This is a genomic window from Acinetobacter sp. YH12046 (genome assembly GCF_013419905.1).
In the GTDB taxonomy this organism is placed as follows: Bacteria; Pseudomonadota; Gammaproteobacteria; order Pseudomonadales; family Moraxellaceae; genus Acinetobacter.
Window position 1 is genome coordinate 47,730 of record NZ_VOZF01000017.1, and the last position, 13,690, is coordinate 61,419.

11 protein-coding genes are annotated in these 13,690 nt (G+C 45.9%); 6 read left to right on the forward strand and 5 right to left on the reverse strand.

All coding sequences use genetic code 11. The features are described from left to right. Positions 1-7: 7 nt before the first annotated feature. On the forward strand, positions 8-982 hold the full coding sequence (gene secF, locus FTU03_RS10705) for a protein translocase subunit SecF (protein WP_171064806.1): 975 nt from the start codon (positions 8-10) through the stop codon (positions 980-982). Positions 983-1,016: 34 nt separating this feature from the next. Here the strand turns inward: secF and FTU03_RS10710 are convergent, their stop codons facing one another. From FTU03_RS10710 to cysM, 5 genes are all read right to left on the reverse strand, one after another. Next, positions 1,017-1,688, reverse strand: coding sequence for a hypothetical protein (locus tag FTU03_RS10710; RefSeq protein WP_179992983.1), 672 nt, complete (start codon positions 1,686-1,688; stop codon positions 1,017-1,019). 93 nt (positions 1,689-1,781) lie between these two features. Further along, positions 1,782-4,091 carry a bifunctional (p)ppGpp synthetase/guanosine-3',5'-bis(diphosphate) 3'-pyrophosphohydrolase gene (locus tag FTU03_RS10715; RefSeq protein WP_179992984.1) on the reverse strand — a complete coding sequence of 770 codons (2,310 nt, stop codon included), beginning with the start codon at positions 4,089-4,091 and terminating at the stop codon, positions 1,782-1,784. A 44-nt stretch (positions 4,092-4,135) separates the two neighbouring features. Then, positions 4,136-5,512: a 23S rRNA (uracil(1939)-C(5))-methyltransferase RlmD gene (gene rlmD / locus FTU03_RS10720; RefSeq protein WP_179992985.1), complete on the reverse strand. Its 1,377-nt coding sequence runs from the start codon at positions 5,510-5,512 to the stop codon at positions 4,136-4,138. A gap of 6 nt (positions 5,513-5,518) precedes the next feature. Then, the gene (locus FTU03_RS10725) at positions 5,519-6,337 is read right to left on the reverse strand and encodes a 3'-5' exonuclease (protein WP_179992986.1); all 819 of its coding nucleotides are present in this window, start codon (positions 6,335-6,337) and stop codon (positions 5,519-5,521) included. A 17-nt stretch (positions 6,338-6,354) separates the two neighbouring features. Next, complete coding sequence (gene cysM / locus FTU03_RS10730) at positions 6,355-7,284, reverse strand: cysteine synthase CysM (RefSeq protein ID WP_034702431.1); 930 nt, start codon at positions 7,282-7,284, stop codon at positions 6,355-6,357. 332 nt (positions 7,285-7,616) lie between these two features. Between cysM and FTU03_RS10735 the strand changes: the two genes are divergently transcribed. The 5 genes from FTU03_RS10735 to rsfS all read left to right on the forward strand — a co-directional run bounded on the left by FTU03_RS10735 (position 7,617) and on the right by rsfS (position 13,530). After that, entirely contained in the window at positions 7,617-10,424 is a 2,808-nt protein-coding gene (locus tag FTU03_RS10735) for an ATP-binding protein (protein WP_179992987.1), read from the forward strand. 102 nt (positions 10,425-10,526) lie between these two features. Continuing rightward, a complete protein-coding gene (locus FTU03_RS10740; protein ID WP_005233879.1) occupies positions 10,527-11,315 on the forward strand; it encodes a crotonase/enoyl-CoA hydratase family protein in 789 nt (262 codons plus the stop codon). Positions 11,316-11,351: 36 nt separating this feature from the next. Then, positions 11,352-12,218: an NAD(P)-dependent oxidoreductase gene (locus tag FTU03_RS10745; RefSeq protein ID WP_179992988.1), complete on the forward strand. Its 867-nt coding sequence runs from the start codon at positions 11,352-11,354 to the stop codon at positions 12,216-12,218. A 40-nt stretch (positions 12,219-12,258) separates the two neighbouring features. Further along, positions 12,259-13,047, forward strand: a complete 789-nt coding sequence (locus FTU03_RS10750; RefSeq protein WP_179992989.1) for a hydroxypyruvate isomerase family protein — start codon at positions 12,259-12,261, stop codon at positions 13,045-13,047. 81 nt (positions 13,048-13,128) lie between these two features. Then, positions 13,129-13,530 (forward strand): ribosome silencing factor, encoded by a 402-nt coding sequence (rsfS, locus tag FTU03_RS10755; RefSeq protein ID WP_004783634.1) that lies wholly within the window; start codon positions 13,129-13,131, stop codon positions 13,528-13,530. Positions 13,531-13,690: the final 160 nt, after the last annotated feature.

The window sequence follows — 13,690 nt, forward strand, 5'->3', positions numbered from 1 at the left end:
GAGATCGATGATGACTGAAAATACTCAACTGAATCAAAAACAGTATGGTCGTCCTGAAGACGAACGTATCATTCCGTTTATGAAGATTGCATTGCCTGCGGCAGTGTTCTCTATCATCCTGACGGTTGCCAGCATCTTCTTTATTGCGACCAAAGGCTTGAACCTCGGTCTGGACTTTACTGGTGGTGTCTCAGCAGAGCTGAACTATACCAATCCGGTAAAACCTGATGATGTAACTCAGGCACTCAGCAAAGCTGGCTTTGATGATGCTGTCGTGCAGACTCTGGGCTCGGAACGTGACCTGATGGTACGTATGCCGGTTCAGGAAGATATTGAAGCAGAAGACCTTACCAAAGCCGTTACTGCAGCAGTTCAGCTGCCAGGCAATGCGGCTCAGGTACCTAAGGTCGATGTAGTCGGTGGACAGGTCGGTAATGAGCTGTATGTGCGTTCTGCGGGTGCAGTTGCTCTTGCCCTCTTGCTGATGCTGGTCTATGTCACTATCCGCTTTGAGTTCAAACTGGCGATGGGTGCGGTACTGTCATTGTTCCACGATATCGTGGTGACCATCGGTATCTTTGCCATGATGCAATGGCCATTTGACCTTACGGTTCTGGCTGCACTACTGGCGATCATCGGTTTCTCACTTAACGATAATATCGTGGTCTCTGACCGTATCCGTGAGAACTTCCGTAAGATCCGGGGTGCCGAACCTGTTGAAATTATCAATATTGCCTTGACTGAAACCTTACGCCGTACCATTCATACTTCTATGACTTTATTACTGGTTGTAGTGGCCATGATGATCATGGGCGGTGCTGGTCTGAAATGGTTCTCGATTGCGATGTTTGTGGGTGTCTTTGTCGGTACCTATTCTTCGATCTATATCGGTACAGCCTTTGCCCTGTGGCGCGGTCTGAATCGCCAGGACTTTATTGTTCAGGTGAAACCAGAATTTGAAGACGAAAATCAGCTTCCATAAGCTGCCCGTTTTCGATTTCACTATTCAGCCCATCTTATGATGGGCTGAATTTTTTCTGGTCTAAGAAAATTGAATGCTGAGGCACTATGGCAATCACAGGATGGATTTTAGCTACATCAGACTTTTGGAAACTGACCTTGCGGCTTTCATCCAGACTTTGGATCTGATAGCTATCCTGGTTTTCCGACATCAGCTCCACAATGAGTTGCAGTCCATTAATTAAATAAAGACACGCCAAGCCAGATGACTGTAATACAGCTTGCGCATCACAGACCAACCACCAGCCTGCTTTTAGGCTCGGAAAATAATATTGTCCTGTGACCTGAATGGCATAATGCTGAAGCTCCAATTTAAGCCATGGTAAAAGTCTTTCTGCCGAATCTATAGTTTTCATTTTAAAGGCTTGCTGCTCAACAACCTGCATCTGGAACAAAGTTATTTTTACAGGACTAGATGCCACTTCAATGACAGGTGCTTCAGCACGATCCAATATTAAACATTCCAAACCCAGTTGCTGTTCAAGTTCTCGTGCAGCCTTTTCTCCAATCTGGCGCTTACTGTTCAATAGCTGGGTAATATAGGCTGCAGACAGACCAAAGTGCTCGCAAATCTCTTTGCCATTGTTAAACTGCTGGCTATCAATCAACTGATCAATCACTTTGGCCAGATTATTTCGTCTCAGTTCAAATATTTCCGTGGCACTCATGTTTATTATTTGCTCTTTTCCCTCTTCAGCACACCTTATAACAAAAAAGCCCGCAATTGAATTGCGGGCTTTTCTAATCATGCCTAAAAAGAATCAGTTACCTTGAACCAGACGGCGGGCACTGATAATTCCCGGCTGCTGTTCAAGACGGGCCAATAATTTGGAAAGTTGAGCCAAGCCTTTAACTTCGATCAACAGCTTCATATTGGCAATACCATCCGCTTCTGAAATGGTATTTACCTGACGGATATTGATCTGATCCGAGAAAATTACCTGAGTCAGGTCTTTGAGCAAGCCACGACGGTCATAGGCTTCCACCACAATCTGCACGCTCTGACCGCGAGTCGGCTGCATTTCCCAGTCGGCTTCTACCGCACGTTCTGGTTCTTGCGAGATCATGCGTACATAATCCGGACAAGCCACCTTGTGGATGCTTACACCACGATTCAACGTGATATAACCCGCAATCGATTCACCATGTACCGGCTGACAGCATTGGGCAACATGCAGTTCGACGTTATCCAGACCATCAATCAGAATACCATGTGCAGACAAGGTATGGCTGGCACGCGGATTCAACGCCGGTTTCAGCACCAGTTCAGGCTCATCCTGATCCAGATGCATATGACGGTTCACCTGATTGATCAGGGCATGCAGGCTGATATCACCATTCACCAGACCAATCAGAATGTCTTCACCACTTTTCACATTGAAATGGTTGCAATAATCACCCAAGTCGATTGATTTCGGGTGAATTGCTAGACGTGCCAATTCTTTATTCAGAATTTCACGACCCACTTCCAGATTCTTACTGCGATCCTGCTGACGGAACCAGTGACGTAACTTGTCACGGGCACGTGCAGTCTTGATATAACCCAGTGAATTAACCAACCAGTCCCGATTTGGTTCACGGTCTTTCTTGGTCAGAATCTCAACCTGTTCACCAGTTTTCAAGGCATAGGTTAAAGGTACATAGCGCTGGTTGACCCGGGCTGCATAGCATTTGTTGCCGACTTCCGTATGTACATGATAGGCAAAGTCGAGTACGGTTGAACCTCGTGGTAACTCTTTAATATCACCATCACGGCTGAACACATAGATTTTTTCGAAGCCTTCAAAATCTTGAATATGCTCAAAATTTTCAACTTCCTCTTCTTCATCCTTATGTGCACTGGCTTCATTGCGTTCCTGATAATGCTCAATCACTGCACGCAGGGAGTGCAGACGATGATTAAAGGAAGTATCGGTATTTTTCGAACCTTCCTTATAGTTGAAGTGTGAGCATACGCCAAGTTCAGCCTCTTCATGCATCGTATAAGTACGAATCTGCACTTCAAGTGACTTGTTTTCCGCAATCACAGCTGTGTGTAAAGAGCGATAACCATTGGCCTTCGGATTGGTAATATAGTCATCAAACTGATGCGGAATATGTCGCCACAATTGATGTACGATCCCGAGCGTGTGATAACACTCAGGCACACTTTTCACCAATACACGCAGCGCACGGATGTCATACAGCTGGTCGAAGCTCAGGCTTTTGCTTTTCATTTTCCGATAGATCGAATAAATGTGCTTCACCCGGCCGTTAATTTCAGCTTCAATGCCGTGTTCTGCCAGCTCTTCACGCAATTTATCAATCACGAACTGAATATATTGTTCACGTTCCAGACGCTTTTCATTCAGCAAAGAGGCAATTTCTTTATAGCGTTCTGGCGCCAGATAGCGGAAGGCCAGATCTTCGAGTTCCCATTTCAACTGGGCAATCCCGAGACGATGCGCTAGAGGAGAATAAATGGTGAGAATTTCTCGTGCGACCCGTTCTTGCCGTTCACGTGAAGAATTGGCCAGTTCGCGCAGTGCATAGGTACGTTCTGCCAGCTTGATTAACACGACGCGGACATCTTCTGTCACTGAAATCAGCATCTTGTAAATGCCAGACAGATGTTCACGCTGGTTATTATTAAAGTGATCTTCCAGGCGTTTATTTTTTTCAATCAGCTCAGACAGCTTACCCATGGACAGCGTGCCTTTGACCAGACTGTAGACCTGTTCACCGAATTTTTCCTGCACTTCTGCCAGTGGCATGACGCCTTCACGTACTGCGCGGTAAAGCATGGCAGCGGACAAAGTATCTTCATCGACATAGAGATGCGCGAGAATATCCGCCATTTCAATACCGGTATAGAAGGTATTAGAGCGATGCTGAATCGTACTTTGTAGCTCTTTTTCTAAGGTTAAACGGGCAACTTCTTCGAGCTGCTTCAGGGGAGCCCCGTCTAATATGCCACGAACCCGATCTAACCATTCAGTCAGATCCTGCTGTGCTTGTTCGGCATGTTCTACAGTCGCCTCCTGTGACAACTCAGTGAGCCGCCCAGGCAGTTGCTCACGTACTGTGACCATACCCTTCTCCTACTTTTAGATACATCATCTCTTTGATCGTTTATTTAATTTTCTTTTTCGAACAAGGCAATCGACTCGACATGTCCGGTATGCGTAAACATATCCATCACACCGGCTTTCGTTAGCTGATAACCTTGTTGTACCAGTAGCCCTGCATCTCTTGCAAGCGTAGCAGGATTACATGACACATAAACGATTCTTTTGGCACCAAACTGAGGGATATAATGCATGACTTCTTCTGCTCCAGCACGTGGCGGGTCGATTAATAATGCATCAAATCCTTGATTTGCCCAAGACTGGTGCGAAAAATCTTTGGTTAAATCTTGTGAATAGAACGAAACTTGTGCAATACCATTATTGTTAGCATTTTCCGCACCGCGTTGCACCATTTCCTCACTTCCCTCAACCGCAACCACCTGACCAGACGCACCAACACAGCGCGCCAGTGGCAAAGAAAAGTTTCCTAATCCACAAAACAGATCCAGAACGCGTTCGCCCTGCTGTAATTGAAGCAAATCACATGCCAAGCGCACCATTTGCGGATTGATCGTTGAATTGACCTGAGTGAAGTCCAATGGATTAAAACCGAATTCCACATCAAAGTCATCAAGACCATAGTGTAAGCGTGCTGCCTGTTCAGGCTCATCAATCCGCTTCAAATAATCTTGGCCTGCAGGCTGCAAATAAAGCTGCCAACCTTTCTCTAACGTAAATTGGCGCAATCGGTTGACATCTGTTACCGATAATTCTGCGGTTTCACGAATGAGCAACGCAATGTCATGATCACCCATAGCCAATTCTATATGACCAATATCTGCCTGACCATCGAGACTTTGGAGCAATTGTTTAAGACGTGTAACCGCTCCAAACTCGCGATCCAGAATCATGCAACGGTCAATCGAAGTCAGTTTGTTGGACTGGTTTTCACGAAAACCGACCACCAGCTTTTCTTTTTGAGGCAGATAACGCACCCCAATCCGGGCTTTACGACGGTAATCTTCACGTTGTGAACGTAACGGTGGCAGCCATTCTACAGGCTGAATCCCGGCAAAATGCTGCAAATGTGATTTCAGAACATTCTGCTTAAGTTCAATTTGGGCATCTGGATGGATATGCTGCATATTGCAGCCGCCGCATACGCCAAAATGTGGACACACAGGTTTGACCCTGATCTCGGAAGCCTCACTGAGCAACTCAAGGCTATCCGCCTCTTCCAGTTTTTTGACTTCACGGGTAATGCGGGCACGTACGGTTTCACCCGGCAAGGCATAGCGGATAAAGACTTTCTTACCATGCTTTTCAAGTGGATGATCCGGATGTGAACCATAGTGAGCAATGCCACGTCCTTCATGTGAGAGTGATTCAACCTGAAAAATATACTCGGATTGCGGTGCTGGACGTGGTTGTGCTCGACGTTTCATGAAAACCTAGGATGTGGAGATGGGAAAATCAAAACGGGTAAATTCAGTTCTTTGTGAGGTTTCACGCCAGACTGATAAAAAATCTGCATGTTGCGGCTGAGTATGCAGGTATTGAATCGTACTTTGCACCAGATGCTGATAATCAGGCAACATCAACTGGCCTTTTAGCAACAGCCAGCGAATATAAACCAACCAGGTATTGAGCACATCACCTTCGCAATAGCTGGTGAGTTCGCTCCATTGCTGGTTACGTACATATTCCGGTACATGATAGCCACCATCGCCACGCTTGCCTGGATAACCCAGTAAATGAGCAACATCATCCAGTTTCTGAAAATGACGGGCATGAAACATGGCCATGACATCCATCAAATCGACGTGACGCTGATGGTAACGATTCTGGTAGTTATTATAACGCTTTTGCGTATCAATTTCGCCCTGATCGAACAGACTTGGGGCAGATAAGCCATGATACATGGCCCGATAAAGAATAACCGGCAGGTCAAATTGTGAGCCATTCCAACTGACTAGCGTCGGATGACGCTTGTCAAAAATGGATAAGAATTTTTTTAAAATCTCTGCTTCGCTGTACTGTTCACGGCTGAAAGAAAACAGGCGCATGCCCTGTTCATCCATCCATAAACCGGAAATACAGACAATCTCATGCAGTGGCAGACGCTGAAAGTCCGAGCCTGATTCCTGACGGCGTAATTTGGTCAGGGCCTGATCCAGATCAGCCTCGGGCAGATCCAGACCAAACAGATGCGCGCCTGATTTAAGATCGGTTTGGGTTTCAATATCGAAAGTTAAAACAGGCAGGCGCATAAAAGATTTCTCAAAAATTATTCAGGGTCTTGTACAGAGAACAAGCCTGTAGACAGGTAACGGTCACCACGGTCACAGATGATACATACAATCACTGCATCCGGATTTTCTTCTGCAAGCTTGATCGATGCCCAAACTGCACCGCCAGAAGATGTACCGGCACTGATGCCTTCTTTTTGCGCCAATTTACGCATGGTGCGTTCCGCTTCAATCTGTGGAATATCGATAATACGGTCGATGCGGCTACGATCAAAAATCGTTGGCAAATATTCTTCTGGCCAGCGACGGATACCGGCAATGCTAGAACCATCAGATGGCTGTAGGCCCACAATCTGAATATCAGGATTCATTTCTTTCAGATATTTAGATACGCCCATGATTGTACCTGTAGTACCCATTGAGCTGACAAAGTGCGTAATCTTGCCGCCAGTTTGCTGCCAGATTTCAGGACCAGTGGTCAGATAATGTGCTTCGACATTGTCCGGGTTACCAAACTGGTTTAACACCAGACCTTTACCTTCAGCCTGCATTTGCAAGGCCAGATCACGCGCACCTTCCATGCCCTGCTCTTTGGTCACTTCAATCAGTTCAGCACCATAAGCACGCATTGCGTCCTTACGTTCCTGACTCATGTTATTCGGCATAATCAGCTGCATCTTGTAACCACGCATGGCCGCAACCATCGCCAATGCAATCCCTGTATTTCCGCTGGTCGCCTCAATCAAGGTATCACCCGGTTTGATCTGTCCGCGCTTTTCCGCCTGCATGATCATGTTATACGCTGGACGGTCCTTGACCGAGCCTGCCGGATTATTTCCTTCGAGTTTTGCGAGTACTGTGGCTTGAGTGTGACTAGCCAGACGCTGCAAACGCACCAGTGGCGTTTTGCCTACATAATGGTCCAGTAAAAATTCGTCTGCTTGAAAATCAGGGGTGGTATTACTCATTATTTGCACCTATATCGAGGTGCGGCTATTGTATGAAAAAATGCATTTCCCTGCACCCATTTATAGCAGTGCTTTTGCATAAAACTGTATAAATCACAATCGGCATGGCCAATTCATCCCGTTTTAGCTTGATAAAACTCCTCAATCGTGACAGTGACTTAGCTCACCTCTACTCCTGAAAAAGGTTTGCTCAAACACCCATAATGACTGTTCAGCGCAATAGTTCTTATTTTTTGCCTTAATCTGAAGCTTTAGAAAAATAATGCTGAAATTTTAACAGTAGATTTAAAGCATGCTAATATGCAAAGCATAAGGAAAATACTGCTTGAATCATGTCAAATATCAACAAAAAGCTGTTTAAACGCCTACACTTAAATCATGCTTATGGACAGCTGATTGCACTGATTTTTGTACCCATTACTATTCTGGCCTGTGTTGGTGCTGCTCTGGTCATCTCGGAAACTTCCAATGCGGCCCGTGCCCAGCAAAAGCAGATGGCCATTGCGATTCTGACCCGTTTTCAGGCCACTTCTGAATATGCGCTGGACATTTTGAGCCTTTATCCATGGCAATATGAACAAGCTCATGACGCCATGCAAAATATGCTGAATGAAAAGCATCTGGTTCGTGCGGCTATTCTGGATGAAAATGGTAAAAGTAAACTCGGTATTGGGTTTCAGGAACAGGCGCCTTGGCCGGACTTTAAAAAAGACGGCAATTTTGTTGGCCCGATCTTAGATAAAAACAATCATATTTATGCAGTCAAAGTAAATGAAAATGGCATGAATGCAGGCTGGCTGGCGATCGAACTGGACAATCAGCCCTTAGAAATTGCCCGCTACCGGGTCCTGATCGTTTTGATTGCGACCGGCTTATTGACCTTATTGCTCTTGTTGTTATGTCTGAATTTCTATTCTCGTCGCTGGATTGCACCGATGTATGAGATTCGCATGCAGCTACAACGCCTGAATGCCGACACCCTAGATCAGCATATGGTGATTAACAGTACCGGTGAATTGCGTCTTTTGCAGCGTGATATTGCCAATGTGGTGAAACGTCTGCATTTCAGTTTTCTGGAATTGCGCGAGCATACCGAACAGACTGAAGATGATTTGCGCCGTACTCTAGATACTTTAGAAGTTCAAAATATTACTTATCGTCAGGCACGTGATCAGGCGATTTCGGCCAACCAGGCCAAGTCGGTGTTTCTGGCCAATATTTCCCATGAATTACGCACACCCTTAAATAGTATTGATGGTTTTATTCACCTGCTGCTGCGTCAAGGCAATCTTAGCAATGAGCAAAGCCTGTATTTACAGACCATCCGCAAATCTTCTGCGCATCTGCTGGCCCTGATCAATGATGTACTGGATTTCTCCAAGATCGATGCCGGCAAACTGGAACTGGAAACCGCACCTTTTGATCTGGAAGAAGCCATTTTCGATGTGATGGACATGCTCTCGCCACTGGCTGCACAGAAGCATATCGATATGGCATTCTATTTTGCAGACAATGTGCCAAAACATGTGATTGGTGATGTACTACGCTTCAAGCAGATTCTGACCAACCTGATTTCCAATGCGATCAAGTTTACTCCAGATGGCGAAATCATTGTCCGGGCACGCATGGAGCACGATGATATTGGACAATGTCTGCTGCATTTCAGTGTTCAGGACAGCGGCATTGGCCTGAGCGGAACTGACCGCAAGAAACTGTTTGAATCGTTCTCGCAAGGCGACACCTCGGTCACCCGCCAATTCGGTGGTACAGGTCTAGGGCTGGCCATTTCTAAGCAACTGGTTCACCTGATGCATGGTCAGATCGGCTTTGAAGATAACCAGGAACGTGCACCAACAGAAAAAGGCTCAACCTTCTGGTTTACTGCCCAATTCCCGGTGGATGAAGATATTGTTCATGAACATCCGGACTTCAGTGATCTGACCGTTGTGTCTTATCTTGCCCATCCGGCAACAGCGAATGTTTTGAGACATTATCTGGAAAATTATCGCGTTAAACATATTGAATCGACTTCCATTCTGGATCTGTTCAGTCGTCTGAACCATTTACAGAATATTGAGAATACCTGGCTGATTGTTGACCATAGTGGCGATAGCCAGGCTCTACTGACAGAAATTCGCTCTCGCTATCAGGGGCATCTGGCTGTGTATGGTTATCAGATGCAGCTAGATCCGAACATGCTGAATGATCATCGTGCTCGTGCCCTGCATCAGCCACTGAGTCGTAGTGCCTTGATCCAACTGCTCGGCAATCAACCCGTCTTCGATCAGGAACAGCATGAAGACTTTAATGGTCAGGGACTGCATATCCTTGCCGTTGATGACCATTTGCCGAACCTGATTGTTCTGGAAGCTTTACTGGCCGAACTGAATGTCACCACGACCAAAGCCATTAGCGGACAGGAAGCGATTGATATCATCCAGAGCCGTTATGAACAGGGTCTGCCGTCCTTTGACCTGGTGTTTATGGATATCCAGATGCCAGTGATGTCCGGTATCGATACCACGCGTGCAATCCGTTCACTGGAATCAACTTTTGAAAATCATCAGCGTCTGCCGATTATTGCCCTGACAGCACATGCCCTTTCCGATGAGAAACAGAAACTGCTACAAAATGGTATGGATGATTATGTCACTAAGCCTATTCAGATTGATCAGATCGTGCAGATCCTGACGCATTGGACGACTGAGAGTTTTAAAAAGATTCCGGTGCTGGAACGTGCCAATGTCATTGATGCGCTAGATCCGAATATTCTGGACTGGCAGCAAAGCCTGCAACTGGCGGCCAATAAAGAAGATCTGGCCGTCGATCTGCTCAGCATGCTGGTCGACAGTTTTGAAAAAGAGCTGGATGAAATTGAGCAATTAATTGAACTGGAAGATTTTCCGCAGCTGGAACATGTTTTGCACCGTCTCTATGGGGCTACTCGTTATGTCGGCACACCGACTCTGCAAAAAGTTACCGGAAGTTTTGAGCAGTTTGTCTCGACCTTGCGTAAGGAACGCCGTAAGGCCGATGACAGTTTTGTTCAGGAAGTACTGAAATATCTGGATGAACTGAAAGCAGTGATTGAGCAGGTAGAACAGGCAGCCCAGCAAATTTTAAACAAGCATAGTGGTTAAAAAATTACTGTTTTACTTACTCATATCTGTATGACTGCGCTGTCATGCAAGCACAGATTGCTCATGCTATGCTCGCTTACAGAAAAATTAAGGATGAATACCATGTCACTTGTGCGCTTTGAAAAAAATAATGGAATTGCCACGGTTACTCTCAGCCGTCCAGACAAACGTAATGCTATGAGCTTTGCCCTGCTGCGTGAACTGGTGCAGATTGCGAACCGGATTAAAAAAGACAAGTCAGTGCGTTGTGTCATTTTAACCGGTGAAGCGCAGGTCTTTAGTGCCGGCATTGACTTGGCCGATTTAAATAATCCTAAAAATCGGGCCTATGCGGCTTGGGAACTGATCCGTCCTGGACAGAGCTTATTCCAGAAAGCTTTTCTGGTCTGGCAAGAACTGCCTGTCCCCGTCATTGCAGCCATTGAAGGTTTCTGCTTTGGTGCAGGTATGCAACTTGCGCTGGCTGCGGATATCCGGATCGCCCACCCTGCGACCAAAATGTCAATTATGGAAACTCGTTGGGGCCTAGTACCAGACATGGGATTAACGCGTTCACTCAAAGGTCTGATCGGGATTGATCTGGCCAAAGAGCTGACCTTAACCGCACGTATTTTTGAAGGTGCCTATGCCAAAGAAATTGGCCTGATCACCCATGTTGATGAACAGCCATTAGCAAAAGCACAAGCTTTGGCTGAAGAAATGTTACAACGCTCTCCAGATGCCTTGATGGCCTCTAAATTTGTGCTGGATGCGATGGAGCACAAACCCAACAAGTCACTGCGTATGGAAAAAATCTGGCAGCTTAAACTGTTACTCGGTAAAAACAGTCAACTGGCACGCAAGAAGGATAAAAATCCGGACGTGCAGTTTGTGCCACGTCAATATCGATAATTATGGCTGAAGCAAAATCAAAAGATGAGAGATAAAATGCAATTCGATCATGATAGCAAAATTGCCTTTTTAGGTATGGGACTCATGGGCAGTCGTATGGCAACCCGCTTGCTAAAAGCAGGTTTTCAAGTTGCAGTCTGGAACCGTACGGCCAGTGCCTGCGATCCTTTGTTTGCTCTTGGAGCCACTCCGCTATCTCTAGATCAAATTGCAAATTATCCGGTTATTCTGACTTGTCTGGCAGATGATGCCGCAGTGCAATCGGTCTTTGAGCAGATTCAGCCCTATCTGGTGGCTGGACAGGTTATTGTCGATTTTTCCAGTCTTTCCGTACATCAAACCAAAACTCTAGCTGAACAGGCCCAAGCTAAACAAGCGATCTGGATTGACTCTCCTGTGTCTGGCGGTACAGCCGGTGCAGAACAAGGCACGCTAGTCATCTTCGCTGGTGGTGATACAGAAACTATTACCGCACTTGATCCAATCTATAAGGTGCTTTCACAACGTGTTACTCGTATGGGGAATACGGGAACCGGTCAGGCGACTAAAATCTGTAATCAGCTGATTGTGGCAGCGAATAGCACCTTGATTGCTGAAGCAGTGGCTTTGGCTGATCGTGCCGGTGTAGATACTGCCCTGCTTGCACCAGCATTAGCCGGTGGTTTTGCTGACTCCAAGCCTTTTCAGATTCTGGCCCCACGTATGGCCAGCCAGACGTTTGAACCCGTGCAATGGAAAGTGCAGACATTGTCTAAAGACCTGAACAATGCTGTGCAACTGGCAGCTACTTTATCTTTGGATATTCCTGTGGCCAGCCAAGCCCTGTCTCAACTCAAAACCCATCAGCAAGACGGATTTGCTGAAGCCGATCTGGCCACTGTTATAAAGCACGTAGACCGCTAATATTACATTTCAATATTCTGCCTTGAGCAAGGAAAAGCCCATGACCAAACTCGCCGTTAACCTCTCCATGATTTTTACGGAAGTACCGCTGTTAGAACGTTTTGCCTTGGCTCATGCGCACGGTTTTAAACATGTGGAAATCCAGTTTCCCTATGAACTGAGTATTGAGCAGATTCAGCAGCAGCTTCAGTTACATGATCTTGATATCTGCCTGATTAATGTGCCTGCTGGTGATCTGATGCAAGGTGGACACGGTCTGGCCGGTATCCCTGGACAGGAAATCGAGTTTCGTCATGCCGTAGAGCAAGCCATTCGATATGCGACTGCTCTGAATGTGCCGAGTGTCAATATTCTGGCCGGCAAACAGCCACTGGATTGTGACCTGCTTCCTTGCCTGAACACCTTGGCGAGTAATCTGAAAATTGCCTGCTCCATGCTCTCTGATTATCAGATTCAGCCAGTCTTTGAAATGATCAACGGTCAGGACATGCCACGTTTCCTGATTCAGAATGTGGCTCAAGCTCAGGAGATGCTGGAAGCTGTCAATCATTCTGCCTTGAAAATGCAATATGACTGTTATCACATGGCCATGATGGGTGAAGATGTGCTTGAAGCTTTAAAAGAAAATATTGCTGAGATTGGTCATATCCAGTTTGCAGACTGCCCGGGGCGTCATCAACCCAATACCGCTTCCATTCCATATTATGAGATTTTTCAATGGTTAGAGAATAGCCAATACAATGGTTATGTCGCAGCCGAATATAAACCTCTGGGGACTTCGGAAGAATCCTTTGGCTGGAAAGAACAGTTCTTCCCGGAGTATGACTAAAGCGGCGGAAGGTGCATTTGAAATTTTGGGCTAAAACCGCTATATTAGATCATGCATAATTGTTAGGAAATTATACTCCCTATGAATTTAGAACCATCGCCCAGCGCTTCTAATTCTCACGATCACACTATGAATTCTCATGCACAAGCAGTAAACGCATGCTTGAAAGTTGTACATGCAGCCCTCGAAGATGTAAAGGCTAAAGAAGTTGTTCAGCTTGATGTTGCTAGCATCAGCAACGTGGCAGATGCCATGGTGATTGCAAGCGGTACATCAACCCGTCATATCAAATCACTTGCAGATAATGTTGCTGAAGAAGCACGTAAAGCAGGTTTCCGTCCGCTTGGTATCGAAGGCGAACGTGATGCAGAATGGATCCTGATTGATCTAGGTTTTGTTGTAGTGCACTGCATGCTGCCTACAGCGCGTAAATTCTATGACCTAGAAAGCCTATGGCGCAATCCTGCAGATTCTGTAGCATAAATATCGAATATTCAAAAAAAGCGACCTATGTAGGCATTGCTGTCCCACAATTTTTCACAAGAGGAAGCTCAAATGAGCTTCCTCTTGTTTTATGGGTATTTTATCGGGTGAAAATAAAGCTTTTAAAGTTCTTCTTTCAAACAAATTCACTTGAATTATT

What these genes read in the sequence shown, in the direction of transcription:
- secF (WP_171064806.1), top strand. Translation starts at nt 8, where the DNA reads ATGATGACTGAAAATACTCAACTGAATCAAAAACAGTATGGTCGTCCT.
- FTU03_RS10710 (WP_179992983.1), bottom strand. Translation starts at nt 1,688, where the DNA reads ATGAGTGCCACGGAAATATTTGAACTGAGACGAAATAATCTGGCCAAA.
- FTU03_RS10715 (WP_179992984.1), bottom strand. Translation starts at nt 4,091, where the DNA reads ATGGTCACAGTACGTGAGCAACTGCCTGGGCGGCTCACTGAGTTGTCA.
- rlmD (WP_179992985.1), bottom strand. Translation starts at nt 5,512, where the DNA reads ATGAAACGTCGAGCACAACCACGTCCAGCACCGCAATCCGAGTATATT.
- FTU03_RS10725 (WP_179992986.1), bottom strand. Translation starts at nt 6,337, where the DNA reads ATGCGCCTGCCTGTTTTAACTTTCGATATTGAAACCCAAACCGATCTT.
- cysM (WP_034702431.1), bottom strand. Translation starts at nt 7,284, where the DNA reads ATGAGTAATACCACCCCTGATTTTCAAGCAGACGAATTTTTACTGGAC.
- FTU03_RS10735 (WP_179992987.1), top strand. Translation starts at nt 7,617, where the DNA reads ATGTCAAATATCAACAAAAAGCTGTTTAAACGCCTACACTTAAATCAT.
- FTU03_RS10740 (WP_005233879.1), top strand. Translation starts at nt 10,527, where the DNA reads ATGTCACTTGTGCGCTTTGAAAAAAATAATGGAATTGCCACGGTTACT.
- FTU03_RS10745 (WP_179992988.1), top strand. Translation starts at nt 11,352, where the DNA reads ATGCAATTCGATCATGATAGCAAAATTGCCTTTTTAGGTATGGGACTC.
- FTU03_RS10750 (WP_179992989.1), top strand. Translation starts at nt 12,259, where the DNA reads ATGACCAAACTCGCCGTTAACCTCTCCATGATTTTTACGGAAGTACCG.
- rsfS (WP_004783634.1), top strand. Translation starts at nt 13,129, where the DNA reads ATGAATTTAGAACCATCGCCCAGCGCTTCTAATTCTCACGATCACACT.